The organism is Roseobacter weihaiensis, assembly GCF_020622345.1.
GTDB classification, from domain to species: domain Bacteria; phylum Pseudomonadota; class Alphaproteobacteria; order Rhodobacterales; family Rhodobacteraceae; genus Roseobacter; species Roseobacter weihaiensis.
This window is the reverse complement of the sequence record NZ_JACNMO010000017.1, coordinates 46,239-72,581: the sequence shown is the minus strand read 5'-3', so window position 1 is coordinate 72,581 and position 26,343 is coordinate 46,239. Positions and strand designations below refer to the sequence as shown.

At 60.5% G+C, this 26,343-nt stretch carries 23 protein-coding genes; 2 read left to right on the top strand and 21 right to left on the bottom strand.

The annotated features are described in order from the left end of the window. Positions 1-36: 36 nt before the first annotated feature. The 17 genes from H7847_RS17670 to H7847_RS17590 all read right to left on the bottom strand — a co-directional run bounded on the left by H7847_RS17670 (position 37) and on the right by H7847_RS17590 (position 20,620). Positions 37-1,167 (bottom strand): mandelate racemase/muconate lactonizing enzyme family protein, encoded by a 1,131-nt coding sequence (locus H7847_RS17670; RefSeq protein ID WP_227270804.1) that lies wholly within the window; start codon positions 1,165-1,167, stop codon positions 37-39. After that, positions 1,151-2,617, bottom strand: a complete 1,467-nt coding sequence (locus H7847_RS17665; RefSeq protein ID WP_227270803.1) for a hypothetical protein — start codon at positions 2,615-2,617, stop codon at positions 1,151-1,153. The genes H7847_RS17670 and H7847_RS17665 overlap by 17 nt, the downstream gene beginning before the upstream one ends. Positions 2,618-2,663: 46 nt before the next feature. Beyond that, entirely contained in the window at positions 2,664-3,002 is a 339-nt protein-coding gene (locus H7847_RS17660; RefSeq protein WP_227270802.1) for a cupin domain-containing protein, read from the bottom strand. After that, a complete protein-coding gene (locus H7847_RS17655) occupies positions 2,999-4,120 on the bottom strand; it encodes a glycoside hydrolase family protein (RefSeq protein ID WP_227270801.1) in 1,122 nt (373 codons plus the stop codon). Before H7847_RS17655 ends, H7847_RS17660 begins: the two co-directional genes overlap by 4 nt. Next, positions 4,117-5,961, bottom strand: a complete 1,845-nt coding sequence (locus H7847_RS17650; RefSeq protein WP_227270800.1) for a heparinase II/III family protein — start codon at positions 5,959-5,961, stop codon at positions 4,117-4,119. Before H7847_RS17650 ends, H7847_RS17655 begins: the two co-directional genes overlap by 4 nt. Beyond that, complete coding sequence (locus H7847_RS17645) at positions 5,958-6,995, bottom strand: ABC transporter ATP-binding protein (protein WP_227270799.1); 1,038 nt, start codon at positions 6,993-6,995, stop codon at positions 5,958-5,960. Before H7847_RS17645 ends, H7847_RS17650 begins: the two co-directional genes overlap by 4 nt. Beyond that, positions 6,992-8,017, bottom strand: a complete 1,026-nt coding sequence (locus H7847_RS17640) for an ABC transporter ATP-binding protein (RefSeq protein ID WP_227270798.1) — start codon at positions 8,015-8,017, stop codon at positions 6,992-6,994. The genes H7847_RS17645 and H7847_RS17640 overlap by 4 nt, the downstream gene beginning before the upstream one ends. Next, positions 8,010-9,176, bottom strand: coding sequence for an ABC transporter permease (locus H7847_RS17635; RefSeq protein ID WP_227270797.1), 1,167 nt, complete (start codon positions 9,174-9,176; stop codon positions 8,010-8,012). The genes H7847_RS17640 and H7847_RS17635 overlap by 8 nt, the downstream gene beginning before the upstream one ends. Further along, on the bottom strand, positions 9,173-10,168 hold the full coding sequence (locus tag H7847_RS17630; RefSeq protein WP_227270796.1) for an ABC transporter permease: 996 nt from the start codon (positions 10,166-10,168) through the stop codon (positions 9,173-9,175). The genes H7847_RS17635 and H7847_RS17630 overlap by 4 nt, the downstream gene beginning before the upstream one ends. Before the next feature lie 36 nt (positions 10,169-10,204). Further along, on the bottom strand, positions 10,205-12,124 hold the full coding sequence (locus H7847_RS17625; protein ID WP_227270795.1) for an ABC transporter substrate-binding protein: 1,920 nt from the start codon (positions 12,122-12,124) through the stop codon (positions 10,205-10,207). A 27-nt stretch (positions 12,125-12,151) separates the two neighbouring features. Then, a complete protein-coding gene (locus tag H7847_RS17620; protein WP_227270794.1) occupies positions 12,152-12,913 on the bottom strand; it encodes an SDR family oxidoreductase in 762 nt (253 codons plus the stop codon). Continuing rightward, positions 12,913-13,713: a 5-deoxy-glucuronate isomerase gene (locus H7847_RS17615; protein ID WP_227270793.1), complete on the bottom strand. Its 801-nt coding sequence runs from the start codon at positions 13,711-13,713 to the stop codon at positions 12,913-12,915. The genes H7847_RS17620 and H7847_RS17615 overlap by 1 nt, the downstream gene beginning before the upstream one ends. 65 nt (positions 13,714-13,778) lie before the next feature. Then, complete coding sequence (locus H7847_RS17610; RefSeq protein WP_227270792.1) at positions 13,779-14,780, bottom strand: LacI family DNA-binding transcriptional regulator; 1,002 nt, start codon at positions 14,778-14,780, stop codon at positions 13,779-13,781. Next, positions 14,764-15,069 (bottom strand): hypothetical protein, encoded by a 306-nt coding sequence (locus tag H7847_RS17605; RefSeq protein WP_227270791.1) that lies wholly within the window; start codon positions 15,067-15,069, stop codon positions 14,764-14,766. Before H7847_RS17605 ends, H7847_RS17610 begins: the two co-directional genes overlap by 17 nt. Before the next feature lie 112 nt (positions 15,070-15,181). After that, positions 15,182-15,601 (bottom strand): response regulator, encoded by a 420-nt coding sequence (locus H7847_RS17600; RefSeq protein ID WP_227270790.1) that lies wholly within the window; start codon positions 15,599-15,601, stop codon positions 15,182-15,184. Then, complete coding sequence (locus H7847_RS17595) at positions 15,598-17,061, bottom strand: ATP-binding protein (protein ID WP_227270789.1); 1,464 nt, start codon at positions 17,059-17,061, stop codon at positions 15,598-15,600. Before H7847_RS17595 ends, H7847_RS17600 begins: the two co-directional genes overlap by 4 nt. A gap of 451 nt (positions 17,062-17,512) precedes the next feature. Further along, positions 17,513-20,620 carry a transporter substrate-binding domain-containing protein gene (locus tag H7847_RS17590; protein WP_227270788.1) on the bottom strand — a complete coding sequence of 1,036 codons (3,108 nt, stop codon included), beginning with the start codon at positions 20,618-20,620 and terminating at the stop codon, positions 17,513-17,515. 324 nt (positions 20,621-20,944) lie between these two features. Between H7847_RS17590 and H7847_RS17585 the strand changes: the two genes are divergently transcribed. Further along, positions 20,945-21,325: a response regulator gene (locus H7847_RS17585; RefSeq protein WP_227270787.1), complete on the top strand. Its 381-nt coding sequence runs from the start codon at positions 20,945-20,947 to the stop codon at positions 21,323-21,325. A 134-nt stretch (positions 21,326-21,459) separates the two neighbouring features. Here the strand turns inward: H7847_RS17585 and rlmH are convergent, their stop codons facing one another. The 4 genes from rlmH to H7847_RS17565 all read right to left on the bottom strand — a co-directional run bounded on the left by rlmH (position 21,460) and on the right by H7847_RS17565 (position 24,616). Beyond that, complete coding sequence (gene rlmH / locus H7847_RS17580) at positions 21,460-21,930, bottom strand: 23S rRNA (pseudouridine(1915)-N(3))-methyltransferase RlmH (RefSeq protein WP_227270786.1); 471 nt, start codon at positions 21,928-21,930, stop codon at positions 21,460-21,462. A gap of 23 nt (positions 21,931-21,953) precedes the next feature. Then, positions 21,954-22,322: a ribosome silencing factor gene (gene rsfS / locus H7847_RS17575; RefSeq protein ID WP_227270843.1), complete on the bottom strand. Its 369-nt coding sequence runs from the start codon at positions 22,320-22,322 to the stop codon at positions 21,954-21,956. A gap of 178 nt (positions 22,323-22,500) precedes the next feature. Beyond that, positions 22,501-23,241, bottom strand: a complete 741-nt coding sequence (locus tag H7847_RS17570; protein ID WP_227270785.1) for a hypothetical protein — start codon at positions 23,239-23,241, stop codon at positions 22,501-22,503. Further along, the gene (locus H7847_RS17565; protein WP_227270784.1) at positions 23,225-24,616 is read right to left on the bottom strand and encodes a mechanosensitive ion channel family protein; all 1,392 of its coding nucleotides are present in this window, start codon (positions 24,614-24,616) and stop codon (positions 23,225-23,227) included. Before H7847_RS17565 ends, H7847_RS17570 begins: the two co-directional genes overlap by 17 nt. Positions 24,617-24,849: 233 nt before the next feature. Between H7847_RS17565 and leuC the strand changes: the two genes are divergently transcribed. Further along, on the top strand, positions 24,850-26,256 hold the full coding sequence (gene leuC / locus H7847_RS17560; protein ID WP_227270783.1) for a 3-isopropylmalate dehydratase large subunit: 1,407 nt from the start codon (positions 24,850-24,852) through the stop codon (positions 26,254-26,256). Positions 26,257-26,343: the final 87 nt, after the last annotated feature.

Genomic DNA, 26,343 nt, shown 5'->3' with positions numbered 1-26,343 from the left:
CAGAAGCAGACATTTGTCGGGCCTGTTTGCAAGGTTCTAGCCCTTGACCTTTGAACGGCGGTCGAACACCTCGCGTTCAGCGCGGCGCAGGCGGTCGATATTGACCGTGATCCCCCAGCCTGGACCGGCAACCGCGCGAGTAAGCCCGTTGTTTGCGGCCGGGAGAGGGGCATAAAGTTCTTCGGCCCAAGGCTCCCGGTCGCTGGCGCCGCGCCATTCATGCATCTCGCCCGAGGGTGGTAAGGCCGTGAGCACGTGCAAAGCGAAGACCTGCAGCATCGACATGGTGGGGCTGTGGGGCATGAACGGCAGACCATGGGTCCGCGCAAGGCGCGCGACAGCGAGCGTCCGGGTCGCGCCACCGCAATAGGCGAGGTCACATTGCAGGATATCGACGACGCCGCCCGAGGCCATGCGCTCGAACTTGCCCATGTCATTGTCCTGCTCGCCGCCCGACACTGTCAGGTCCAGGGCGTCGGCAACGGCCTTTGTTCCAGCGAGATCGTCAAAGGGGCATGGCTCTTCGAAATGATGAAAGCCCTGTGCTTCCATACGGCGACCGATCTTGATCGCCTCAATGGCGGCGTACCCCCCGTTGGCATCCGCCGACAGGCGATGGTCGGGAAAGGCGGCGCGCAGGGCGTCGACCAACGCCTCGGAACGACCGGGCGGGCCTTCGGGGCCTCTGCCGAGGCGGTCGCCAATCTGGACCTTGATGCCGCGATATCCCCCCGCAGCGATCTCTGCATGGATGCCGTCAATCTCGGCTTGGGGTGTTGTCTTGCGGGTGCGGCGCGAGATGTAGAGCGGGATATCCCGGGGCGCCTCGCCACCGAGCAAACGCCACACTGGCTGCCCCGCGCGCCGCCCGGCAAGATCCCACAGAGCGGTTTCGACACCGGTGAGGGCGCGGGCCAGAAACGTGCCACGCATTTTGTATTCTGCGTTCCAGACGACCTCGGTCACATGGAGAGGGTCGGCGCGTTGGCCCAGCGCAACGGGCACCACGAGGGTGTGGAGCGCGGCCTGCGTGACATCGGCTGCGCGGGCAGCGGTCTGGCCCCAACCCTGCGCGCCGTCGCTGTCGGTGACACGAACGACAAGCAGCTTTGGCAGGCGCCAGGTCTCGATACGATCGATGACGGTCATCTCAGCAGGAGCAGGCATCTTGACTTGCGTTCGCTGTCTGATCGAGCGTCTGCCAGTTCAGATAGCCGCGTTCCGTGTGGTTATCACCGTGCATATTGGCAACGGCCAGCGCATAGTCAGCACTGTCGAAGGGCGAGGGATGATCAGCGGGCGCATCGCCCGCGGCCCCGTATATCAGCAATTCATTCTCGTCGAGAAACACAATCTCCTCGCGATAGTCACCCAGCATGTCAAGGGCGTGGGCGTAGAGCCGCATGTCCTCGTGATGCGGATCCTTGGCATCTTCATAATATGCGTCGCGGACCTCGATACGCGTGGTCGGCGGCATCTCGAAAAGGCGACCATATTTCGACGAGAATACCTCGTCACGTGTGCGGTCGCCGTCCCAGTCCATCGTTAGGCCGTCCGTGATCTCACCGTCCCAGCGGTGCAGTTCTTCGCCCGCCGCAGAGAGTGTCACGGCCTCGCTCCCGTCATCGCTGATGGCCCAGTTCAACAAAAGCTCAGGGCCCTCGCTCTCCGGAAACCATTCCCCGATGGTGATGAACTTGGCGTCCTTGTGCACGCCCTGGGAGCGCCAGATTTCCTCCAGGGTCTCGCCGTCCAGCACAGCCACGTGCAGACCTTCATAGCTGAAGGCCAGTTCCATGCCCTCGTTATCTGCCAGGATGTCTGCGGCCATCGCTTTATCGAGATGGTCGAAGTAGCTGTCGAGCAGGATCCAGTCCTCAGGTGTCACGCGCTGGACGCGCGCTCCGGTCTCGTCATGCAGGTACCGCGTCAGCACTTCGTCCGCGCCATCGCCGTCGATGTCATAAGGCCAGGGGTAATGGGCATGTATCATAGCCGTGTCATCCTCCGTGGTGTCCCAGATCAGGGTCAGATCCGAGGCAAAGGCATGCACATCACCACGGCTCCCGCGTTCATCGATCAGGATCAGTTCGGACGGCAAACCGTCGCCCGCGAGGTCAGCCACGACCGTCTTTACGCGCAAGGCGCGGTTGTTGTCGTCGCTCTCGGGGTTGGCGATGTTCAGGGGGGCGGTTGCCTCGATCGCGCCGGTCGCACCGTCGAGGACGCGCATCTCCATCATGCCGCCCTCGGTGGCAAAGGCGCCGGTGACCTCGTCCTGCCCGTCCCCGTCGATGTCCCAGATGACGTATTTGTAGAAGTAGCGGTTCGAGGGATCCGGCAGGTCCAGTCCGCTTTCGTAGTCCCACAGGAGTTCGACCGCCTTGCCGTTAAACGCAAAGGCCTGCATCCGTGTCGAGTTCACGTGGCGGATGAAGTCGCGCCGGTCGCCATCGCCATTCAGATCACCGAAAGCGGCAGAAGAGCCACGGTAGTACGCACCCTCGGGCGCGTAGTCACGGAGATCGAGATGCAGCTTCAATTCAGCTTGCGGGATGCCCTGCGCGAGTGCAGGTGCCGCGACGGTGGCGGCCAGAAGAATCGTTAGGCGTTTCATGGTATTCTCCCCTCTGGTTTGGTTTCATTTCTTGCTCTTCCGTCAGTCAGGCCAGGAAGTCTTCGCGGCGTGGCGTGAAGGCGTCGACCAGCACGGTCGGCTCCAGTATCGTCACGCCATGCGGCATGTCGGGCGGTACGTAATAGCTGCCGCCCTCCGTAAGCCGCGTGGTCTCTCCGTTCATATGCAGGTCGATGGCGCCCGACTTGACGTAGCCGAGCTGTTCGTGCGGGTGGCTGTGCATCGGCGCCTCGATACCGGATTTCGGGAAGGTGAATTCTACCAGCATCATGCCGCCGCCATGGGCGAGGACGCGACGCTCGGCACCTTCGGGTGTCGGGATGGCCGGGGCGGCGACGCGTTCGAGAATGACGGGATTTCTCACCAGCAAGTCTCCTTCAAGCCGGCAAAGCGCTGAAGCGCTTCGAAATAATAGTAATCGCCGTAGATGAGGCTCACGTCGATGAACTGGCCTTGGGGCAGCTTGCCGGTGGCGTGGGCCAGCAGGCCGTCCCCACTCGCGGGCATGGCGCAGCGTTCGGTCAGCGTTTCGACAAGCGCAAGCGCCTGGCCATGTGCGGCCGGGTCGCCCAGATCGGCCAGTTCCAGAAGGCCGCAAGCGGCTGCGGCGCCGGCTGAGCTGTCGCGGGGGGCGGTCGCGGCGTCGGGTGCGCGGAAGTCCCAGGGCGGGACGCCGTGGGGGTCGTTGAGCGCGAGGAAACGGTCCGCGACGGCGCGGGACCGCGTGCGGTACGCCGGGTCGCCGGTATAGCGCGCCGCGATGGCCAGTCCGTAGATCGCCCAGGCCATGCCGCGCGACCAGGCGCTGTCTGGCGCCGCGCCCTGCCCACCGAGCGCCTCGACCCGGTCGCCTGTCATCTGGTCAAAGACCACGACGTGATGTGTTGTATCGTCGTCGCGTATGAACTCCGTAATGGCACTGGCGAGATGCGCACGCGCAAGGTTGGCGAAGCGCGGCTCGCCACTGGTTTCAGTAGCCCAGAAAAGGAGAGGCAGGTTCATCAGCGTATCGATGATCGAATGCCCGCGCTTGGCCTCGCCGTTCCATGCCTCGATCACGCCACCAGCGACATTGAAACGGCCCATCAGAAGGTGCGCTGCGACGAGACCCCGGCGGCGCGCGTCGGGGGCGCTTGTCAGCTTGTGGCGCATGACGGCAGTGGGCTGGAACTGAAAGCCAACGTCGTGATGCAATTCCTCGAACCAGTCATGATCGAGAAGGGCGGTCAATCCGTTCTCGGCCTGCAGCGCCAGCGCGGCGAGGCGGGGATCGGTATCCTCCTTGGTCAGAAGGTTCAGCAGCCCCGGCCAGAAGCCCGAGGTCCACCACCATGCGAGGTCGAGCGGATAGCGACCAGCCTCGGTGGCATGCAGATAAGCGGCCCCATGGGTCGTGGCAAGCCTCCGTACACGGTCCGCTGCCGCAGCATGGGCATCCGTCAGCCACGATGGGGCTGAAAATTGGGGTTTCGGAACGTTCATGCGGAGCTCCTGGCGGTGATGGGGCGAAAAACAAGCGTGACGTCGGGCGCGTCGGACTGGAGAGCGGTCACGAGGATGCGGTACGCATCGGCCGTGGAGCCGTCGCGGAACTGCAGGCCCGGGAGGGTCTCGGTCCGGATCGTCAGCGCGGGATCGTGTTCAAGGATCAGGGAACCGAGGCGAATGCGACCCGGCGCGAGGGTCTGCGGCATCTCGAAGGTCATGACCGCCGAGACCAGAGGCAAGACCGGGCCATCGAACAGGGCGATGTCCGTGACACGAACCGCGCCCTGCTGCCGGTCGAGCGCAACGCTGCGGAGCAGTGTCGCAAGCCCGAGCTCCGGTGGATAGCACGCGGCAAGGTCGAGGGAGAGCCTGTCGCCCTCGCACGTCACCTTGCCGGCAGCAGCGACACGACCGGTCCGTTGCCCGCGCCCCCCTATGACAGGGACCGAATGGCCCTGGCTGCCATACATCGGCTGGTCATAGCGCGCCTCGGGCCGGAAGGTGTCACGTGTGTAGACACCCGCGCCCAACTCGGCCACCGCCGTGGTGCCGCCCGCGCGGATGACGAAACTGCCCACGTCATTGTGGTTATGCGGCTCGGCATTATGTCCGCCCTTCACCGCAAGCGTGAGCGCGTCGGGATCGGCCGGGTCGAGCCGCGCGATGAAAATTTGCGTGTCGGGGAGCCACTCGGCTTCGGCCGCGTCATGGGCCGGACCTGCATCTTCCCACCACGTCAGGTCGCGGATCTGCTCGGCAGGGTAGCGCGTGGTCAGGCGCCGACCCGCCTCTCCGGAGGGGTCCACCGCCGCGAGGGCGGCCAGATCGAGGCGCCGCGCGAGGTGCCGTAGGAGCGCGGTCTGGACTGAGCGCCCCCGGTCAGTATCCGAGAAGGCCGGAAACACCTGCGGGCCCAGATGCACCGCCAATGGGAAGCCCGCGATGGTCCGGAAACGGGGATGCACAAGCGGGTCGATGCGTCCCTCGGTGCGCGCCGCGACCAGCTCTGCAAAGGCTGCGGTGGCGAATATGCCCTTCTCCCAGTAGCCAACGCCCTCGGCGCAGCCACCGTCTGGGGGGAAGTGGTCGCGGTAGTGGGCGATCTCGCGCAGCGCCTTGGCAAGCACGCGGGCCAGTCGATCGGTATCTGGCTCCAGGTAAATGGCGGCACCCGCTGTCAACCCGGCACAAACCGGTGCCCAGTTGGGACTGCAACGGCCGGTCTCGGCGGCGCCCATCCAGCGCATGTCATCGCGGGCAAGAAGCGGTGTGATACCGCGCATGTCGACGACCTCCCGAACGCGCGCGCGCAGGACGGGGTGCAGCGCATCATCGAGCAGATGATCAACCTCGGCCACCAGCAGGCAGGCCATGGCGGACCAGAGGTCGATGCTTTGCAGGTCCGGCGGGGGCAGACCGTCCGAAAACCCGAATCCATGAGCCGGAACGATCCATGTTGGCTCGTTCAGGATCGCATCGAGGGTATCGGCAATCGCGTCGAGGTAACCGCCGTCGCCGGCCAGGCATTCGGCAAGCGTCAACTGCACGAGCCTGTCCCGCCGGGCGTCGAGCGGACCCTCGTAGCCCGTGCGGCGGCCGGTGCGGTGGTAGTCGAGATAGAGGCTGAGCGGTAGGGACGGCACGGGCGCTGCCCTCAGCGCCTCCCCTCGGGTGAGTATCTCGGCGGCGACATGTTGCTGCCCAAGCACCGCCCATGCCGCGCGGTCGGCGCGCGGAGGCAGGGGCGATGCGCCTTTGGTGTCGCGCAATATCTTCCTGATCTCTTCCGCCGAAGCGTCGGTCAGCGGCACGTCACTGAGGGCTGCGTGTTTCATTCGGCGCCCTCTGCGATGTGGGACACCCCGGCGAGCTCCAGCGTCTCGGCGTGGTGGCAGGCAGCGAGGCCCCCGCCGGTGGGACGCAACTGCGGTACGTCGCGCACACAGATCTCGGTGGCATAGGGGCAGCGCGGATGAAAGGCGCAACCCGAAGGCGAGTTGATCGGGCTGGCCACCTCGCCGGCCAGCCGGATGCGCTTGCGCGCCCTGCGCAGCCGTGGGTCGGGGATCGGCACCGAAGACATGAGCGCCTCGGTGTAGGGATGGCGCGGCCGGGTGAACAGCGCCTCGGTCTTGGCCAGTTCGACCATCCGGCCCACATACATCACCGCCACGCGGTCCGAGATGTGGCGCACCACCGACAGGTCGTGCGCAATGAAGAGGAATGTCAACCCGAACTCAGATTTCAGATCGCTCAAAAGGTTCAGTGTCTGCGCCTGGATCGAGACATCAAGCGCGGAGACGGCCTCATCGGCGACGACCAGCCGCGGATCGAGTGCAAGCGCGCGTGCAATGCCGATGCGTTGGCGCTCGCCGCCCGAGAAGGCGTGTGGATAGCGGTGCAAGTATTCGGGGCGCAACCCGACCTTCTCCAGAAGCTCGGCCACGCGTTTTTCCAGCGCCGCGCCTTGTGCGATGCGCCGCACGCGCAGGGGTTCACCCACAATATCGCGCACACTAAGGCGAGGATTGAGCGAGCCGTTCGGATCCTGGAATATCATGCGGATCTCGCGGTGGGCTGCCTTGAGTGCTGCGCCGTCCAGCCTGCCGAGATCGACGATGGACCCGTCGGCACGGCGATAGCGCATTTCACCCGAGGTTGCCGGATGGGCCCGCATGATCGTCTTGCCGAGTGTGGTCTTTCCGCAGCCCGACTCGCCCACGAGGCTGAGGGTCTCGCCCTCGGCAATGTCGAAGCTGACCCGATCCACGGCCCGCACCACCGGAACTGCGCGCCTGCGCAGAAGGCCGGGGCCGCCCAAGGGGTAGTGTTTGCAAAGGTCGCGGATCTCGAGCAGCATTTCGGTCATTCGGCAGCCGCCTTCCGCGCAGGCTTCAGCAGCAGGCAGCGCGCGCCGTGACCCGGTGCGACCGGCACATTCTCGGGCTCGCGCGTCTCGCAAAGCCCCGGGCGGAAACGGTGGCAGCGCGGGTGAAAGGCGCACCCCGCGGGCCGGGCGAAAGGATGCGGCACCATGCCGGGGATGGCGGCCAGCCGTTCCCCGGTCTTGGCGTGGATCGACGGAAGCGCGCGCAAGAGCGCCTCGGTATAGGGGTGGGCGGGGGCGTGAAAGGCCGTATCGACATCAGCATGTTCGACCACCCGGCCCAGATACATGACGGCGACGCTGTCGGCGATCTCGGCAACCACGCCGAGATCGTGGGTGATGAACATCACGGTCATACCGGTCTCGGACTGCAGGTCGAGGATCAGATCGAGGATACCGGCCTGTGTGGTGACATCGAGTGCGGTTGTGGGCTCGTCGGCGATCAACAGCTTCGGTTCGGCAGCAAGCGCCATTGCGATCATCGCCCGCTGGCGCATACCGCCCGAGAGCTCAAAGCCGTACTGGTCGTAGCGGGCCGCAGGCTCCGGGATGCCGACCCGGGCCAGTGCCTCGATCCCGCGTTCGCGCGTCTCGCGCTTGCTCACCGCATGGCGGGATCGAACGGATTCGGCGAGCTGCGTCCCGATGGTGTGGACCGGCGACAAGGCGGCCATGGGCTCCTGAAAGATCATGCCGATCTCGGGGCCGCGGATGGCCCGGTAGGCACGGCTGTTGCCGTGCAAAGTTGCAAGGTCGGTCGCCTGACCGTCCTGATCGGGGCACCAGAGCACCGAGCCGCCAACGACGCGCCCCGGTGCGCGCGTCAGGCCCATGACCGCGCGCGCCATGACCGATTTGCCCGACCCGCTCTCGCCGACGATGCAGAGTGTCTTGCCGCGCGGGATGTCGAAGGACGCCCCATCGACAGCGCGCACGACACCCTCGTCGGTGAAGAAATGCGTGGCAAGGTCCCGCACTTCCAGGAGGGTGTCGGGCTCACGCATAGGGATCTGCCGCATCGCGAAGGCCGTCGCCTAGGAAATTCAGCGCCAGGACCGATACCACGACCGCCACGCCCGGCGCGAACAGCCAAGGTGCCGTGGCAATCGTGCGGATGTTCTGCGCCTCCTGCAGCAGCACGCCCCATGAAACGACAGGCGGGCGCAGGCCGATGCCCAGAAAGGACAATGCCGTTTCGGCCAAAATCATCGTGGGGATGGCAAGCGTCAGCGTAGCGATGATGTGACTGGCGAAGGAGGGCACCATGTGACGCAGGACTATCCGCATTTCCGAGCAGCCGTCGAGCCGGGCGGCGGTCACGAAGTCTTCGGATTTGAGCGCCATGAAGCGGCCACGCACCTCGCGGGCGAGTCCCGTCCAGCCGACGAGCGACAAGATGACGGTGACCATGAAGTAGACCGCGATGGGCGACCAGACTGTCGGGATCGCCGCAGCGAGCCCCATCCAGAGGGGGATGGTCGGGATGGATTTAAGAAACTCGATGGTCCGCTGTACGGCATCGTCGACAAAGCCGCCGAAATAGCCCGAGATGCCGCCCAGCACGATGCCCAGCACCAGACTGATGAGGACACCGACAAGCCCCACGGTCATCGACACGCGTGTTCCATGGATGACACGGGAGTAGACGTCGCGGCCCAGGCGGTCCGCGCCGAGCAGGTAGAAAGGTTGCTCGTAATTAACCGGGCCGAACAGCACGCGGTTCATCGGCAGGCCCAGCATGCTGTAGGGCTCGGTTGGCGCGAAGAACCCAAGCGGCACAAGCGCGTCGCGGTTGATGACATAGGTCTTCTCGAGCGTCAGCGGGTCGGTCGTTGCCGTGAGCTCATAGCTCTTGAAGAACAGGCCAAACTCCCCCTGCGGGCCGCGCAGCGAGACCTCTACCGGCATAGGCGGTGCGTAGAGATAGGCCGACGCGTAGTCATTGGGGTCCTTGGGCGCCACGAAGGGTGCAAAGAGCGCCACGACATAGATCAAAAGGACCAGCACACCCGACCAGAGCGCCAGACGGTGCTTGCGGAACTTCCACCACATCAGCCGCCACTGCCCCGCGACATGCACACGGGTCGGAGCAACGGGCGCGCCCAGGGCAGCAGAGGCGGCCGCCTGCTCGGCGGTGGCCGGATCGGTCCGCGCGCGGCTCATCCCACCACTCCCTGCCGGATCCGCGGATCGAGCCACGCCAACAGCAAATCCGAGATCAGCGTGCCGATGACGGTCAGGACCGACAGCATCATGATGAAGGATCCGGCGAGATACATGTCCTGGGCCAGAAGCGCCTCCAGCAGCAGCGGTCCGGTTGTTGGCAAAGACAGCACAATCGCGGTGATCGTGGCGCCCGAGATCAGCTCGGGCAATTCCCAGCCGATGCGGCTGACGAACGGGTTGAGCGCGACGCGCAGCGGATATTTGGTCACGGCGTGTGCGCCCGAAAGCCCACGCGCACGGGCCGCGTCAACGTAGGTTTTGGGCAACTCGTCCAGCATGTTGGCCCGCATAATGCGGATAAGCGCAGCGGTGCCTGCAGTGCCGATGACGACAACGGGGATCCAGATCTTCGACATCATGTCGGCGAATTTCGCCCAGGACCAAGGCGCGTCCAGATATTGCGGGCTGAAGAGCCCCCCCGCCGACTGGCCGAAGACAGTGAACGATACGTACATCAGGATCAGCGCGATCAGGAAATTGGGCGTTGCAAGGCCGATGAAACCCACGAAGGTCATCACGTAGTCGCCGATCGAATACTTCCGCACGGCAGAGTAGACACCGATGGGAAAGGCGATGAGCCAGACGAAGATCATCGACGTGAAAGCAAGGATGAAAGTGAGGCCCAGCCGCTCCCACAAAAGATCCGAGACAGGGCGTGTATAGAGGAACGACTGGCCGAAATCGCCGCGTAGAACGATGCCGGAGATCCATTTCCAGTACTGCACGATCATGGGCTCATCGAGGCCGTAGCGCTCGCTGAGGGTCTGAAGCTGGCTCATATCCACGCTCTCGCCCGTCGCGCGCATCGAGGCCATGAGCGCGGTCAGGTAGTTGCCCGGCGGCAGTTGAATGATGAAGAACGATACGATCGAGACACCGATCAGGATCGGGATGGCCCAGAGCACGCGGCGGATGATGTAACGCAGCATCTGTTTTCTCCTCTCAAGGCGAAGCCCGAACGCGCGTCAGCCGCGATAAGGCTCAATGTCCCGGGGTTCGCCGTAGAAAAACGTCTGCGGGTTCACCGGTGCGGGGTCCGGGTAGGGAAAAGAGCCCGGAAACGAGATCGGCACATTGTAAAGACGCTTGTTGGTCACCCCGTATTGCGGCGCTGGCAATACCAGACCGATGGCCCAGAATTCATCACGGGCGATGTCCATCAACTCGCCCATCAGTTTCTGCCGGGTCTCAAGGTCCGGTTCTGCAGTGACCTGGTCGAACAGCTCCATCTGGCGACGGGCGGCCTCAGACGGCTCTTCGCCTTCAGTACCGCCGGATGTATACCAGTCAGACCAGAGGGGGGCGAAGCCGCTTTCCCAGTTGTACGGGAAGTACCACCGCGGATCGAGCTCGACGCCAAGACCGCCATCGCCCTCCCAGATGCCAGCGTCAAGCTCGTTGCCGATCTGCTTGGTCTCGTAGAGCGACCGCTCGATCTCCCGCACCTCCAGATCGATCCCGACCTCTTCCAGATTGCGCTCCATCAGGGGGCCGACATCAATGAAGTTCTTGCCGGACGCCATCTCCAGCAGGATGCGGATGGGCTGGCCGTCCGGGCCAAGACGGATGCCCCGCGCATCGCGCTTGGTATATCCGAGGCCGTCGAGCAGCGTGTTGGCCCGATCGGGGTCATGCTCGGTGAACTGAGTGGCGAACTCCTCGTCATAATAGATGCTCTCGGGGCGCGGGGCGGCCTGGTAAGGTTCGCCAAGCCCGGCAAAGGCGGTGTCGATGATCTCCTGCCGGTCAAACGCGTGGCTGAGGGCGGCGCGGAAATCCTTCTGATTGTAGAGCTGGCGTTTGGTCTCGTCTTTCGACGTGAGATTCAGGTAGAAGATCGCCTCGTTCATGTTTGCGTTCACACGAGCATGAAAGTTGTAGCCGCCTTTTTCCTGGTTCTGGAACAGAACCGGGCGCTGTGCGACCGAATTGATCCGCCGCCACTGAAAGTCGAGTTCGCCCCCGATGGCCTTCAGAAGCGTGACCTCGCGGTCTTGCGTGACCTGGAACCGAACGTCGTCGATATAGGGCAATTGCTGCCCCTCCGGATCGACCTTGAAGTAGAAGGGATTGCGCTCGAAGCGAACGACGGGTGACGATCCGTTATAGGCGGTCACCTGCGTCCATGCGAACAGCGTGGGCATCTCCGGATTGCGATAGGAGTAGGACGGCGTGACGTCGCTGGCCTTCTGGTTGAAGAGGTCCACCCAGGTATCGACGCCGGCCTCCGCGATCCGTGCGTCGATATCCTCGGCATAATCCGGGTGGAACTGCTTGAGGTAATGTGCCGGGTAGCGCGTGAAGTAATCCGCGTTGCCATGGGCGAGATGATCCAATAGCAGGCCCTTTGGCTCCCGGAAGATGAAACGGAACGTTGTCTCGTCGAGTATCTCGAGTTCCGGCAGTTGCTCGCCGTCCATCAGCCAGCTCGGCGGCGTGGTCAGATCGGGATTGGTGAGGACGTCGTTCCACGCAAAGTCGATATCCTCGGTATCGAACGGGTCGCCGTCTGACCATTTGTGACCCGCGCGCAGGGTGAAGGTGAATTCGGTCCCGTCCGCGTTCACGTCCCATGACCGGGCAACATTCGGGATCACTTCGGTCCATTCGGGGTTCCAGCGCACGAGATTTTCGTAGCCGACGGTGCGGGTCAACCAGACCCTGTCGCCGGACCCGGTCAGGGCTGCGTTCCACGTGCCGCCGTAGGTTCCGATGCTCTCGAGCGGTTCGACGATCATGGGTGTTTCGGGAAGGCGTTCGACCACCGGCGGCAGATCGCCCGCCTCGGCGGCGGCTTCGAAAGCGGGGGCCTGGCTGTAGGTCTGCGCCGTTGCGGCGGCACCCGCCAGCGCAAGCGCGATCGAAAGAGTGAAGCATCTGGTCATTTTGTCCTCCCTTCATTTCCATTCCGGTCAGCGGCTCATCCATCCTCCATCAACCGCAATGACCTGTCCGTGCACGTATCCAGCCGCCTCAGACGCAAGAAACACGGCCATTCCGGCGATGTCCTCGGCCTCTCCCCAGCGGCCTGCTGGGATGCGTTCGAGTATCTGGCGCGCGCGCTCGGGGTCGTCCCGCAGGGCCGCCGTGTTGTCGGTGGCGATGTATCCGGGTGCTATGGCGTTCACGCCAACACCGTGCCGGGCCCATTCGTTTGCGAGCGCTTTGGTCAACCCCGCGACGGCGTGCTTCGAGGCGGCGTAGGCCGGTACGCGAATACCGCCCTGAAAACTGAGCAGCGACGCGATGGTTACAATCCGGCCCCTGCCGCGGGGAAGCATCCGTTCGCCCGCCGCCCTTGTGAGGCGCCAGACAGCATTCAGGTTCACGTCGATGACGGCGTCCCAGTCCGCATCGGCTGTTTCCACTGCATCAGCGCGGCGGATGATCCCCGCATTGTTCACAAGTATCCCAATGGGGCCGAGCGTGCCCTCAACGTCATCAAGCAGCCGATCCATTCCTTTCGCATCGAACGCGCCCAGATCGGCGGTCGCGCTCATCCCGCGACGTCCCGCCGCCTCGATCAACGCCAGCGCCTCGTCGCCGGGTGAGCGGTTGACAGTGATCGCCACATCAGCGCCCGCCTGGGCCAGCGCACGCGCGATTGCGGCGCCAATACCAGTGGCCCCGCCCGTGACGAGCGCTGATCCGGGCGCGAGCGCCAACCCGGTCATCAGACCATGCCCACCGTCTTTTGGACCCAACCGAGTTTCGGGTCGAAGCTGGCGCCTTGCGCCCGTCCGTTGCCCGCCAGCGCCCAGAGGTAGTAACTCTGCGCACCCGGTGCGCCCACATAGGTGTGATAGCCATGCGGCATCGCGATCAACGTGTCGTCAGTGACCTTGTGCATATCGTCATACCCCCGCTCGGGGCTGTAGTGATGGATCACGCCATGGCTATCCGGCGACGAGACGCGGAAATAGTACATCTCTTCATGGAATTTCTCGGCGCCCGCGTTCACCTCGTGCTTGTGGGGCGGGTAGGTGGACCAGTTGCCCGACGGTGTGATCGTCTCGCCCACGATGAGGCTCGAGGCGGGCATGCCGTTCGGCTGGACAAGGATTTCGCGGAAATAGCGCGTATAGTTCAGTGTCCCCCACTGGCCGGTGTTCACCTGCTCCGGCGAGATGACGTAAGGGTCGAGGTCGAGAGAAGAGGGGCCCTGAGGCAGCGCGGCTTCAAACGGGCCTTCGGCTTCGATCACGTAGGCTGCACCGCGCGGCAGGTAAACGGCATGGGCAACTCCGGCGAATACATTGGGCCGCCGGCCCACGGTGCCCAGATCGGTGCCGTTCGCCTTGACCCTCGCCTTACCGCCCAGGACAACCATAAGCGCTTCGCGATCGCCTGCGACGTTGCCCTCGTAGCGCCCGCCCGCATCGAGGCGGATCGTGCCGAAGTCGAGATATGAGCAGGATTGGTCCGGCACGGCGGCGTAGCCTTGCTCCTTCGGAACGGTGTGGAAGTGCTGCATGACGATCTCCTGATTCTGCAACTTTTGCTGTTATTGCAAATTTGCATTAATTTTGCAAGAGATCGTCAATCGCGTTCCGGCGGCTTGGCCGTGGAGTCGCGGATTACCAGCGCGGTCGAGATAATCTGTCGGACCGTAGGAGCGGCAGGATCATCCATGCGATCCATAAGCCGCTTGAGTGCCATCGCACCGATAGCGTGGCGGTCGATCCGCACCGTCGAAAGCGCCGGTGCAGCCAGCCCGGCCATCGGAAGATCGTCGAAGCCCAGCACAGAGACGTCCCGCGGGACCGTCAGACCCATGCGGCGCAGGGCCTGCTTCGCGGCGATGGCTGAGATGTCGTTCGAGCATGCGAGCGCCGTAAACGGCCGCTCGTCCATGATAGCCCGCAGCCGCGCTTCGTTTGTCGCGGCGGACTGCGTATAGTCGAAGGGTTCGATCCGCGGCGGCACAGCAGTTCCTGCAACCATGGCCTGGGCATAGCCCTCAGCCCGGCGTCGGATCGTATCGCGGTCGGAGTGGTTGAGAAAAACGATATCCCGGTGACCCAACTCTATTAAATGTTTCAAACCTTTACGCGCTCCGTCCCGGTTATCGGGCACGGTGACGTCGTGTTGATCGCGGGGCTGCTCGACATTGATGAGGCCGAGGGCGATTCCGGTCTCAGCCGCTTGCTCAATCACGGCTTCGGTATCGATCGACAAAAGCAGAACCCCATCTCGGCCCGCCAGCGCGGCCGCGTTTTCAGCGTCATTGCCTACGGGACAGCAGGTAAGCGCCACACCAGTCCGCCGCGCTTCCTGCGCGATACCTTCGAGAATGTCGGTGTGAAACTGCCCAGCCTCTGAAGAAAAGAAGCGGATGGTTGAAAGCACCGCGACCGAACGAGCGGTGGTCAGACGTTGCCGGGCGGATGCGTAGCCTAAACTGGCGGCAACGTCCATCACCTGAGCACGAATGTCTCGGCTGATCCCGGGCAGGTCGTTCAGCACACGGCTGACCGTGCTGACCGACACGCCGCTGGCCGCTGCGATGTCGCTTTGTCTGATTTTACGCCGTTCTGACATGACTACAATCTATGCAAATTTTTGCACTGCTGCAAGTCTGAAAGTCGTGCAATCCTAAATATGCTTCCAGGTGCCCCGCCCTGCGCTTGTGCGGCACCAGAACATCCATGCCGAACATTGCTGTCCCATTGACTTTGCTTGGCAGGTCAAAGCGTGGCTGCGCTGTCCCGATGACGCTGTAGGTGTCCTGCGCCTTCAGCGCAGGTTTCAGCGGCGGTGCAAACTCGGCCGCCCGCGCTGCAGATTGTCCGAACATGCCGGAGCGGTCGGATGAGGTACGCGAAATCATGCTGTTTTTGCGCCACCAGATCAGAGACGGACACGTTCCATTCATCGGCTGCTGCTTGCAGCAGCATACACAAGTATTCGACAAAACCGCGTTCAGCTGGTGGGTACCGCCGCTAAGCGCCCAAATTCAGAATTATCCGATTCAGGTCTTCGGAGGAAAACTCGCCTTTAATGATGAAGTCTTTGACGAAACTCCACTGTTGTGAACGATCTTTGTCCTCCTGTCGTGGCGAGGAGGTAAACATAACGATTACAGTAGATTCCAATTCATTTGCGGCCCGTATCTCGTTGAATCTCTCAAGAAACTCAAAGCCATCCACACGGGGCATATTGATGTCCAAAAATATAATGAGTGGCGGATATCTATCCGGTTCCCGCTGGCTGCGCAGGTTGCGTTCTTCAAAGTATTCTATGGCCGATTGGCCATCAGCGACCTCAAAAGTCGCAATCTCGAAGGAGCATTTTGCCAGATTGCGCCGCAACAGATAGCGGTCCATTTCGTTATCATCTACAATTAAAACCGAAATACTCAAGGCAAGGTCTCATTTCTTGGCTGTGGTATGTTGATCAGGAAAGCTGTACCCGGCGACAAGTCTTCCACCCAGATGCGCGCGCCAAGCGCGTCGACATGTTTCTGAACGATTGCGAGGCCAAGACCCGATCCTTCGAATCCGGCATGAAAGCGGGTAAAACGATCAAAAATCTTGGCCTTTGCGCCTTCAGGCAAGCCTAAGCCATTGTCTTTGACGCATAGCTCGACACCATTCTGCGAGCATCGCGAACTGATTGTCACGTAATTCTCATCCCTCTGTGGCGCGCGATACTTGATCGCATTTGACAAGAGATTCCCGATGATTTGATGCAGACGTGTGGGCTGGCACAACAGCGCCGCGACCTTGAAATCATAGTCAATTTTGACGCCGCTTTCAGAAATCTGAAGGGCTAAATCCTCGCAGATATCCGTCATCAAAGGCGACAGTGAAACGCGTGCGACCTTTTCGTCTTTCAAATCCGCATGGGCAAGCTCAAGGATTGCTATCACAGTATCCTCAAGACGCTTCATTATGCCATCGATCCGTCTTGCGTTCTCCTTGGCCTCTTCAAGGTCACCGTTGGCGATATCTTCCTCAATAAAGTGGGCGAGCCCTTTGACAGTTGACAATGGACCTTTGAGATCATGGGAGGCGCGGTACGAAAACTGCATGAGTTCCTCATTTGCGCGTTGCAACGAAACTGACTTGTCATGCAGCGCAGAGACATCTGTCGCAACGATTGTTGCCCCTCCCAATGCGCCGTCCACATGTTCCCACGGGCTAATCTGAACCGAATACTTCTGGTTCACTCCTTCTTGGGTTTGATGGCTTATCGTGATCTCGACATGGCTTCGCAGCTTTAGACATTCATCGATTGCGGAATGTACGTCGCTCAGCGACGCATAAGCCTCTTCAAAAAATGTATTTGGCGTGAGTTCCGAGGAACCAAAACACTGGTTCCACAATGGGCTGCTGTTGACCACACGCTTCTTGACGTCGACCATGATCATGGGATTGGGAAAACCGGACGTGAGCGACTTTAGCGGCGCAACAAAAGCCTTTGCATCCATATGGTCGATGTTTCGGCGATTGATTTCAGTGTCATCCAGCATGCGACTGACACCGACACATCGCACAACGTCTTCCGCTTCGATGATGGGCGATTTAATGGTGTGAAAATAGCGGCTTTTGCCCGAAGCGTCCGTTACATTTTCCCTCGCAATGTTCAAATCTTCCGCTGTGTCGAAGACTGTCTGGTCGTCAATCACATATTGCAACGTGTCATCAGGATCGCTGTGACTGGCATCGATAATGTCGCGCAACTCCTCTTCAGACATCCCGTAGTAGTCAAGGAAAGCCTTGTTCGCCCAGAGAATTTGGGAACTTGGGCCTTTGATGAGAACCATGTCGCGCATTGCATTCAGAGCAGACCGAAACCAATCGGCGTCGTAAATCTTCACGCAGTACCTCCTCAATGTACAGGATAGTGCTTGCCGCGCTTGCCAACGAACAGCGTCCGACAAAGCCCACCTAGCTTACTAGCTCTGTAGTGAAAGAAGCATTAATCGCGCCGCCGAATGTTGAATGAAGACAGCCTCCGAAGCGCCTCCAGATAACTGAACAGTTGAGCGGTTCGGGCGGTTTGGTTGGAAGACTATCAGCAATCGGATGAGCGACACACCCGCCACCATCGCCGCAGACCACGAGTCTACGTGCGCCTGCCATGAGCCAAGGGCAGGTAAACAGGGGCGGTGCACCACTTACTGCGGTCCCAAACCAGACGGAACCTATGCGGCAGAAAGGCCCGTATTACATGAAAAATTATCATTTGCGGAACCTGTAGAAAGGGAAAGCGATTGCACAGATCGAACTCTTTGCCGGTCAAAAATGAGGGCATTTTTTGGGTATCAATCAACTGGTCTTTGAGAGAGCCTGGGAGATGGCTTCAGCCAGTTCAGCGGGAGGAGCAGGCTTTTGCAACAAGGGTGCTTGCACCTCACCCATTTCAGATGCCGTGAAGCCGGTGTAGCCAGATGTATAAATGACCGGAACATCCGGTCGGAGCGCTCGCATCCGACGCGCCAATTCAAAACCGCCAATCTTGCCGGGCATGACGATGTCCGTAAGCAAAAGGTCAAATTCCTCGCCATCCGCAATCATCTGCAACGCATCCTGACCCGACCTTGCCGAGATAACTTCATATCCGAGATCTTCGAGCACGTCAGTGATCATGACGAGAAGCTGCAATTCATCCTCAACCACCAGAATTGTTTCACCACTGCCTTGCGCGATTTGTTCCTCTGGAACCGGGAGCTCCCGCGTACCCAGTTCGGTCCCCCGTGGCAGGGTCAGTTGAACGGTCGTGCCGACATCAACCTCGGAGTAAATGCGCAAGTCTCCATCGGATTGACGTACAAACCCGTAAACCATCGCAAGCCCTAATCCAGTACCGGAATTCGTATCCTTCGTCGTGAAGAATGGGTCCGTACACCTTGCCAAAGTCTCGTCATCCATGCCGGGGCCATTATCGGCGACGCTGATCTCAACGTAACGGAAGGTGGAGCCGTCCAACGTCGCGGCATCGCCGCATGCGGCTCTTTGTTGACTGTCCAAATCCTTGTTTGGCGAACGTACCGCGCGTGCCCGAATATCAATTCGGCTGCCTTCGCCTGCACGCAGGATCGCGTCACGGCTGTTGAGCACAAGGTTCATCAAAGCGGTTTCCAACTGTGTGTGATCGCAATAATGACGCAGTTCCGGATCTTCAGTTTCCAATGACAACTCAATATGAGCTTCCAGCATCGGGCGCACCAGCGCGCCAAAGTCATCAAAAATATCAGCCGTCTTTTTGACCGACGCCAACCCGGGCTGTTTGCGTGCAAACGCAAGCAGGCGGGATGTGAGGGCGCGCCCCCGCTGGATCGATCCTGCAATTACTTCCAAATAGCTGTCCCGCTTGGTGTCGACGGTTGCCTTGCGCGCGAGATCGATGGCGTAGAGCTGTGATGCCAGAAGGTTGTTGAAATCATGCGCAATGCCCCCGGTTAACTGCCCAAGCGCATCCAGGCGGCTCTTACGCTCCACAACCTGTCGATTACGCTCCTCCTGTGACACGTCATCGAGCACAATTACCACCTGAAGAGCGCTGTTTTCATTGTTAACAAGGGCACTATTGACCCGCACATAGCGTGGTTCCTCGCTGTATTCCGTGTGTCGCATCAGGTGGGTCTCAGTCGTGAAGTAGTTCCCTGACAAGATACGGCGCACCGGGTCGGCGCTCGCCTCCAGCGGTTGCAGGGTTTCGGCTTCGAGAAACTTTATGGCCTCTGGCCAGGCAAATGGGGTCAGGTCCGAAATCCCGCCCAGCATATGTCTTGCACGTTTACTGATGCGGGCGATCTCACCGTCTTTGTCCAAGGCGATGATACCGCTTGTGGTCACGTTGAATATCGTTTCGAATTCATCGCGGATGATCAGGGCCCTTTCAGCCTGGCGGGCTCTGTTGCGCAGGCTTACACTTATGACTGCCCCCGCAATCACTAACAAGAATACGCCAAGACCTGCCAGGGCGGTAATGACGCGCGTCCGTGACCAGAACACCGGTTCGCCAAAATACTTCTGGTAGAGGTTCGCATATTCTGACGAAATCAGATAACCGGGTATGACCGCGTTGAGGTGTTCCCGAACGCCGCCGAGGCCGAACCTTAGAGCCGGCGCTCTTTGGGAGACAAAAAACGGCGGGGTGACTTCCGCAATCATTTTCTCAAGACCTTGTGAGGCAACGGCACTTCGGACATTGCTGACTTCAAACAGGATGGCATCTATGTCGTTATTCAACAGATCCGACAGCATCTCTTGTATATCGCTGCCATCGCTGTAAACCTTGAGGTCTCCGATACCCGCCTTTTCGGCCAGGCTTTTGGCCAGACTGACATCCAGGACCGCAACACGCTGATCTGTGAGGTCTTCCAGCCCACCAATCCCGGCGGTTTCGCCTTTTCGCTTGAAGATCGAAAATTGACTGGACTCAATTGGATAGGCAAAATCCATGAGCTCTTTTCGCTCATCCGTAATGGACATTATTGGAATGATGTCATGCGTTTTCCCCGGATTTAAATCCTGCATGTCTATCGGTACAAACTCTGTACGTAACCCGGCCAGATCAGAGATTTGCCGAAGAACGTCGATCGCAAAACCCGATGCATTTCCATCCGCGTCCAACATCATATGGGGAGGCAGATCGAACACCCCGACCTTCAGCACAGCAGGCGCTGGCGGTGGCACGATGATGCTATAGCGAAGCAGCAAAGCGTTAAGGCGTCCGTCGTCCTTTATCCGCTGTATCGCGGCGTTCACGGGTCCAATGAGACCGGCCCTGCTTTGATGGAGTGCTATGAACCGTTCCACCTGACGCAGGGGCTCGCCTGCAAAACGAATGCGGCCATCGACGCGGGATTTTCTGGCAATCGAATAGACCGCAGGCTCTGGAACCAGAAGTGCATCGGCGGTCCCAGTCAGCAACCCCATGACCGCAGCTTCGGGGCTCTGAAATTCAATTCTTTCGTTGGTCTCAAAAAGGGAGCGTATTTCAGACCCGACTGCCGGTGGAACAATGCCAATCCGCTGGCCCGTCACAGGTTGCTCTGCGAACTCGGCCGCGCGTTCTTCAAGAACGGAAAATCTCAGACGTTCCGTCGCCACGGGTTCGGAAAACACATTTGACGCGACAAGCGCGGGAAGCGCTGCCACCCCGGCGATCATGTCGCTTTTGCCTGAAGCTTGTGCCTCGACAAACTCCTGTGACGTGCGCACATCGAGGTATTCGATCGGAATACCGATTTCCGATCCTATGAGCCCTGCTAAATCCACAAGGAACCCTGCCCGTTCACCATCCGGACCATTTTCTGCAAAAGGTGGTATCGGAAGGAACGACACCACAAGCGGCTCCACGCGACCGTCTTGCGCCTGCGCCGAAAGTGTCGACAGCAGCAGGATAAACAAAACGAAGATCAAGTGCATGTTAGGGTCATCTCATTTGACGGCACTGTCTTACCCGTCTTTCTCAATGCATTCAATCAAAGCGTGTTTCTGTTCGTGATTTACCCGTTATAGCCGTACCACAGGGCCTGCGTTGGAATGCCCCGCATTCTTTGTTCAGACTGACGACAGAAACGTGTTTTGCGGAGATCGAATGGATGCTCACATCACGTCCCAGAGAGCAGCTTCCCACATGTTGCGGTTGCATTTCTCACTGCTTTTTTCTTACCTACCGGGAAGACTGAGTTGCAAAGCAAACAGGCAACAATTGACTGGAGGTCGCCCGGCTTGGCAAGAATTCTGGTAATGGAGGATGACATCGCATTCGGCGAGCTATTGCGGGCTTCCCTGGAAGAAGCCGGTCACTCTGTCGTCTTGAGGTTTGATGGAGCCTCGGCACAGTCCTATTTTGAAAAGCACGGCGCGGATGTTGTCTTGACCGACATAATTATTAAGCAAGATCAAAAATCCATTCCAGATGGCGGATTGCTCCTTATATCCCGTATCAGAGGCATGTCGTCAGAATCGGCTCGCTCCGTGCCGATCATTGCAATGTCAGGGGCTACGAGCTACCCCGGCATGCAAGGCGCATTGACAACGGCAGAAGCGCTTGGGGCGACGGTATCGATCAATAAGCCTTTTTCGCCTGACGAACTCACAGACTTGATCGATGACCTGTTGCCGTAATCGGATAGTGATCGGTTGGCCCGCTTCTTTCACTGATCTGGGAGAGGAGGCCACTTAACACTGTGCCTGCCGCTTTGAATTCGTCTACCGCTGTAGCTGGTAAGCCGCTCTTGAATGCTCCGGAAGCCGTCCTCTCACACCCGGTGATAAGGGGCACCGGCCAGAATGGATGCAGCGCGGTAAAGCTGCTCGGACAGCATGACCCGAACCAGCATATGGGGCCAGACCATCTTGCCAAAGGACAGCGCGAAATCAGCATCGCGGCGCAGATCGGGCGCCAGACCATCCGCTCCGCCAATCAAAAGCGCCAGATCCCCCTGCCCCTGATCGCGCCAGCCCGCCAGGCGCTGTGCAAAATCAGGTGAGCTTTCGATCTTGCCCCGCTCGTCAAGCACCCCGAGCACCGCGCCTTTGGGCACCGCGGCGCGGAGCAGTGCGGCCTCGCCAGCCAGCCCCCCGCCCTTGCGGTCATCGACTTCAACCAGGCGCGCAGGTCCAAGCCCCAGGGCGCGGCCGGTTCGGTCAAAACGGGTCAGATAATCGCCGACAAGGTCCTTTTCCGGTCCGGCGCGCAGACGCCCGACCGCGATCACATGCACACGCATGGGTTCTCCTCAGGTGACGCGGACTAGTTTGCCGCGGCCTCGGGTCCACCCATGGGCTGCCACATCTTCTCCAGCTGATAGAATTCACGCACCTCGGGGCGGAACACGTGCACAATCACGTCGCCCGTGTCGATCAATACCCAATCGCCGGTGTCTTTGCCTTCCATCTTGGCAACCCGCCCGAAATCATCCTTGACGGTCTGGGCCAGCTTTTCAGAGATCGCAGCCACCTGCCGGGTCGAGCGCCCGGAACAGATCACCATATAGTCGCCAATCTCCGTCTTACCGCGCAGATCGATCTGCACGATATCTTCGGCTTTGTCGTCATTCAGGGATTTCAGGATTGTCGCCAACAACTGGTCGCTTGTGGCTGTATCGGTCGCGGCAGACATTACCGCAGCCTCGGTATGCACAGCATTTGCTGCATCAGCATGCATTGACAGGACATCGTCCTCCTTAAAACGCGCCGCCGGACCCCCGGCGCTGGGGATGCTGCGAATCTAGCAATATGCTTGCAACAATTCAATGACGGCTTGGGAAACAGACCGTGCGGCAGCGGGTTTCAATGCCCTAGGCCGCACAACTCGCGCCGGTCGCACCAGACCATGCCGCGCGCCAGGCCACATCGAGCCGGGCAAGGGCCGCGGGGTCAAAGCGAGCCTCTTCTTCCCAGTAACGGCCTGTCGGCACAAAGTATTTCAGCTCCTCTTCCTGCTGGAGAGGGACCGCCATCGCCGTTGTGTCCGGCACGTCACCCGGCAGGTCGCGCAGGTGCGCAGGGTTTACCCGCTCAAACAGCAATTCGCTCGCTGCGGTGGAGAGGTTCACGCATCGGCAGCCCTGTGTCGCCGCCATCAGGCCCAGCCGGGCCGATTTCGCGCCAAGGTCCTGCAAAGTAATATCCGGGCGCAGAGGGTCTGCCGTCCCGGTGCCGTAAAAATGCGTGGGTCCGGACTTGGGGTAGACCATATCGCAGCCCAGAAACGCCATCACCTTGGGGCGCAGAGCATGCAGCACCCAATACCCCGCTGTAAAGGCCATGGTGCCGCCGGCATAGACAAACCCGCCATAGGCGTTCTGGGTCGGCACGAATTGATCCGCTTCGATAAAGCGCTGTGTGGGCTGGCGGCAGGTCGGCCGCCGTGCTGCCGGGAAATCCTCCGGATAGATCAGGTCATCCCAGTCCGCACGCACCTGCCAGGCATTGTTGATGGCAACGATCCGGTCGAAGGATGCGCGGTCGAGGGTCGCCGCCTCCTTGGCATTTGGTCCGCTCCCCAGAACAAGGACAATGTCAGTTTTTTGCGCCATCCTCGCGCTCCCGGCTGCTGTGCGCGTCAAAGTTTAGCTCTGCATCCTCTTTCGGCAAGCCGTCGGCTTTATTCAACAATCGTACTTCGCGTTGTGGGAAGGGGATCGAGATGTTGTTTTCTTTGAAGGCATCCCAAAGGGCGAGGTAGACGTTGCCCCGGATGTTCGTCAGCCCCCCGGTCGGATCGCGAATCCAGAAGCGCAGGATGTAGTCCACCGAACTGTCGCCAAACCCGACAATATGGCACACCGGCTTTCTGGGATGCACCAACACCCTGCTGACGTCAGCGGCAGCCTCGATGGCGAGGGCGCGCACCTGATGCGGATCACAGCCGTAAGACGTGCCGAAAAAGATGTCGAGCCGCACATATTCATCGGAATGCGACCAGTTCACCACCTGCCCGGTGATGAGGTCTTCGTTGGGGATCAGGTATTCACGCCCGTCACGGGTCACCACACTGACGTAGCGCGCGCCGAGACTGTTGATCCAGCCGAACGTCTCGCCGAGGCTGATCACATCGCCCGGCTTGATCGACTTGTCGAGCAGGATGATGACGCCCGACACGAGGTTCGACACAACCTTTTGCAGACCAAACCCGAGGCCCACACCGATTGCGCCCGAGAGCACGGCAAGCCCGGTGAGATCGATCCCCACCGCCTGGATCGCCATGAAGAAGGCCAGACCATAAAGCGTGATCTGCACCGCCTTGACGGCAAGCACCTGCATCGACGGGCTGATGTCTTCGTTTTTGCGGATGCTGGCGGCGGTAGTCGAGCTGATCAGCCGCGCAACGGTGAACAGCACACCGATCACCACCGCGGCCATGATCAGGGTCAGCAGGGACAGATGAAAATCACCCACATCCAGCGCCAGATCGTCGAGGAATTCAGCAACTTCGTCGGAGACGCCAACAAAATAGAGGGTGGCGTAGATCCAGAGCCCCCAGGTCACCAGCCGGCGCAGAAAGCGGTTGCGCACCAACCTCGCCGCATAGGCGATGCCTGTCCAAACCACCGCCAGCGTCGCGGCAAGTCCGATGAAATAGGAGCGCGACGGCCAGGTGATCTGCTGCATGATGAGGTATACGCTGCTCGCGATCAGCGCAAAGAGGATCAGCCCCATGCGCCGCTTGATCTGTACGATCATGCGCAACTGCCATTTGGACCAGCCTTCGCGCGCACGCACCTGGTTGTCGATGATCCGGCCGGAGATGATATGCAGACCGTAGCAAAGCACTGCCAGCCCGATAACGATCAGGATCTGATTTTGCCGCCACCCCGGCGTCAGAATGCTTTGCAAAAACGTGGTGAAGAGGAACCATATCTCGTCAACCGACATCAACGCGGCGGCAAAGGCTTCTTCTTCCGGCTCCATCTGCTCTCCTCTTTCCCGGAAAGGTGACACAGACCTGCATTACTCACAACCCGGCAACCCTTGCGGCACGCCCTCAGGCACTGTATCTGAAGCCTATGACACGTATCATTGATATGGATGACCGCGCCCGGCTGCGCGAACGCTTCTTCGGGGCAACCCATACCGTGCTCGCGCGACTATAAACGCCCGCACCACGCCAAACTGACCACTTTCAACTGTACGGGAGAGGACCGATGTCCCCCAAAACACTTTATGATAAAATCTGGGATGCCCATGTCGCGCATGAAGCCGAGGATGGCACCTGCCTGCTCTATATTGACCGCCATCTTGTGCATGAGGTGACCTCACCGCAGGCTTTCGAAGGCCTGCGCATGACGGGCCGCAAGGTTCGCGCGCCGGAAAAGACCATCGCGGTGCCGGACCACAACGTGCCCACCACTGCCGGGCGCGAAGATCCTTCAAACATGACCGAAGACAGTGCGATACAGGTTGCAGCACTGGACAAGAACGCCAAGGATTTTGGCATTCACTACTATCCGGTGTCCGACATTCGCCAAGGCATTGTGCACATCGTGGGCCCTGAACAGGGCTGGACCCTGCCCGGCATGACGGTCGTTTGCGGCGACAGTCACACCGCAACCCACGGGGCCTTTGGGGCGCTGGCCCATGGCATCGGCACCTCGGAAGTCGAGCATGTGCTGGCCACGCAGACACTGATCCAGAAGAAATCCAAGAACATGAAGGTGGAGGTCACCGGCAAGCTGCGCCCCGGCGTGACCGCCAAGGACATTACCCTGTCAGTCATCGGGGCGACCGGCACTGCAGGCGGCACCGGTTACGTGATCGAATACTGCGGCGAGGCGATCCGGGATCTTTCCATGGAGGGCCGCATGACGGTCTGCAACATGGCCATCGAAGGCGGCGCGCGCGCGGGCCTGATCGCCCCTGACGAAAAGACCTTTGAATACTGCATGGGCCGTCCGCATGCTCCCAAGGGCGCGCAATGGGAAGCGGCCATGGAATGGTGGAAAACACTTTATTCAGACGATGACGCCGAATGGGACAAGGTCATCACGCTGAAGGGCGAAGACATCGCACCCGTGGTCACATGGGGCACCTCGCCCGAGGATGTGCTGCCCATCACCGCCAACGTGCCTGCTGCCGAGGATTTTGAGGGTGGCAAGGTCGGGGCTGCGCAACGTTCGCTTGAGTATATGGGGCTGACACCGGGCACGCCGCTGGCGGAAGTTGAGATCGATACCGTTTTCATCGGGTCCTGTACCAATGGCCGTATCGAGGACCTGCGCGCAGCGGCCGCGATTCTCAAGGGCAAGAAAAAGAAAGAGGGGCTGCGCGCCATGGTCGTGCCGGGCTCAGGTCTTGTCCGGGCCCAGGCCGAAGAGGAAGGTCTGGCCGATATCTTCATCGAGGCCGGGTTCGAATGGCGTCTGGCAGGCTGTTCCATGTGCCTTGCGATGAACCCGGATCAGCTTGCCCCCGGTGAACGCTGCGCGGCCACATCGAACCGCAATTTCGAAGGCCGCCAAGGCCGTGGCGGGCGGACCCACCTGATGTCTCCTGCCATGGCAGCCGCTGCCGCTCTCACAGGCAGGTTGACCGACGTCCGGAAGCTCAGCTGAATCACCCAATTGTGATCTTGTTGCCTATTGTAAACAGGCTGCCCGATACAGGTTTTTCGGCAAACAACACAACGCTTACGGGAAAGA

Excerpts from the sequence above, each read along its gene's own strand:
- rsfS (WP_227270843.1), bottom strand. The coding sequence starts at position 22,322 with ATGTCTGCCGCGACCGATACAGCCACAAGCGACCAGTTGTTGGCGACA.
- H7847_RS17570 (WP_227270785.1), bottom strand. The coding sequence starts at position 23,241 with ATGGCGCAAAAAACTGACATTGTCCTTGTTCTGGGGAGCGGACCAAAT.
- H7847_RS17640 (WP_227270798.1), bottom strand. The coding sequence starts at position 8,017 with ATGCGTGAGCCCGACACCCTCCTGGAAGTGCGGGACCTTGCCACGCAT.
- H7847_RS17655 (WP_227270801.1), bottom strand. The coding sequence starts at position 4,120 with ATGAACGTTCCGAAACCCCAATTTTCAGCCCCATCGTGGCTGACGGAT.
- H7847_RS17605 (WP_227270791.1), bottom strand. The coding sequence starts at position 15,069 with ATGATTTCGCGTACCTCATCCGACCGCTCCGGCATGTTCGGACAATCT.
- H7847_RS17645 (WP_227270799.1), bottom strand. The coding sequence starts at position 6,995 with ATGACCGAAATGCTGCTCGAGATCCGCGACCTTTGCAAACACTACCCC.
- H7847_RS17635 (WP_227270797.1), bottom strand. The coding sequence starts at position 9,176 with ATGAGCCGCGCGCGGACCGATCCGGCCACCGCCGAGCAGGCGGCCGCC.
- H7847_RS17585 (WP_227270787.1), top strand. The coding sequence starts at position 20,945 with ATGGAGGATGACATCGCATTCGGCGAGCTATTGCGGGCTTCCCTGGAA.
- leuC (WP_227270783.1), top strand. The coding sequence starts at position 24,850 with ATGTCCCCCAAAACACTTTATGATAAAATCTGGGATGCCCATGTCGCG.
- H7847_RS17590 (WP_227270788.1), bottom strand. The coding sequence starts at position 20,620 with ATGCACTTGATCTTCGTTTTGTTTATCCTGCTGCTGTCGACACTTTCG.
- H7847_RS17630 (WP_227270796.1), bottom strand. The coding sequence starts at position 10,168 with ATGCTGCGTTACATCATCCGCCGCGTGCTCTGGGCCATCCCGATCCTG.
- H7847_RS17670 (WP_227270804.1), bottom strand. The coding sequence starts at position 1,167 with ATGCCTGCTCCTGCTGAGATGACCGTCATCGATCGTATCGAGACCTGG.
- H7847_RS17565 (WP_227270784.1), bottom strand. The coding sequence starts at position 24,616 with ATGGAGCCGGAAGAAGAAGCCTTTGCCGCCGCGTTGATGTCGGTTGAC.
- H7847_RS17650 (WP_227270800.1), bottom strand. The coding sequence starts at position 5,961 with ATGAAACACGCAGCCCTCAGTGACGTGCCGCTGACCGACGCTTCGGCG.
- H7847_RS17625 (WP_227270795.1), bottom strand. The coding sequence starts at position 12,124 with ATGACCAGATGCTTCACTCTTTCGATCGCGCTTGCGCTGGCGGGTGCC.
- H7847_RS17665 (WP_227270803.1), bottom strand. The coding sequence starts at position 2,617 with ATGAAACGCCTAACGATTCTTCTGGCCGCCACCGTCGCGGCACCTGCA.
- H7847_RS17615 (WP_227270793.1), bottom strand. The coding sequence starts at position 13,713 with ATGCAGCACTTCCACACCGTTCCGAAGGAGCAAGGCTACGCCGCCGTG.
- H7847_RS17620 (WP_227270794.1), bottom strand. The coding sequence starts at position 12,913 with ATGACCGGGTTGGCGCTCGCGCCCGGATCAGCGCTCGTCACGGGCGGG.
- rlmH (WP_227270786.1), bottom strand. The coding sequence starts at position 21,930 with ATGCGTGTGCATGTGATCGCGGTCGGGCGTCTGCGCGCCGGACCGGAA.
- H7847_RS17610 (WP_227270792.1), bottom strand. The coding sequence starts at position 14,780 with ATGTCAGAACGGCGTAAAATCAGACAAAGCGACATCGCAGCGGCCAGC.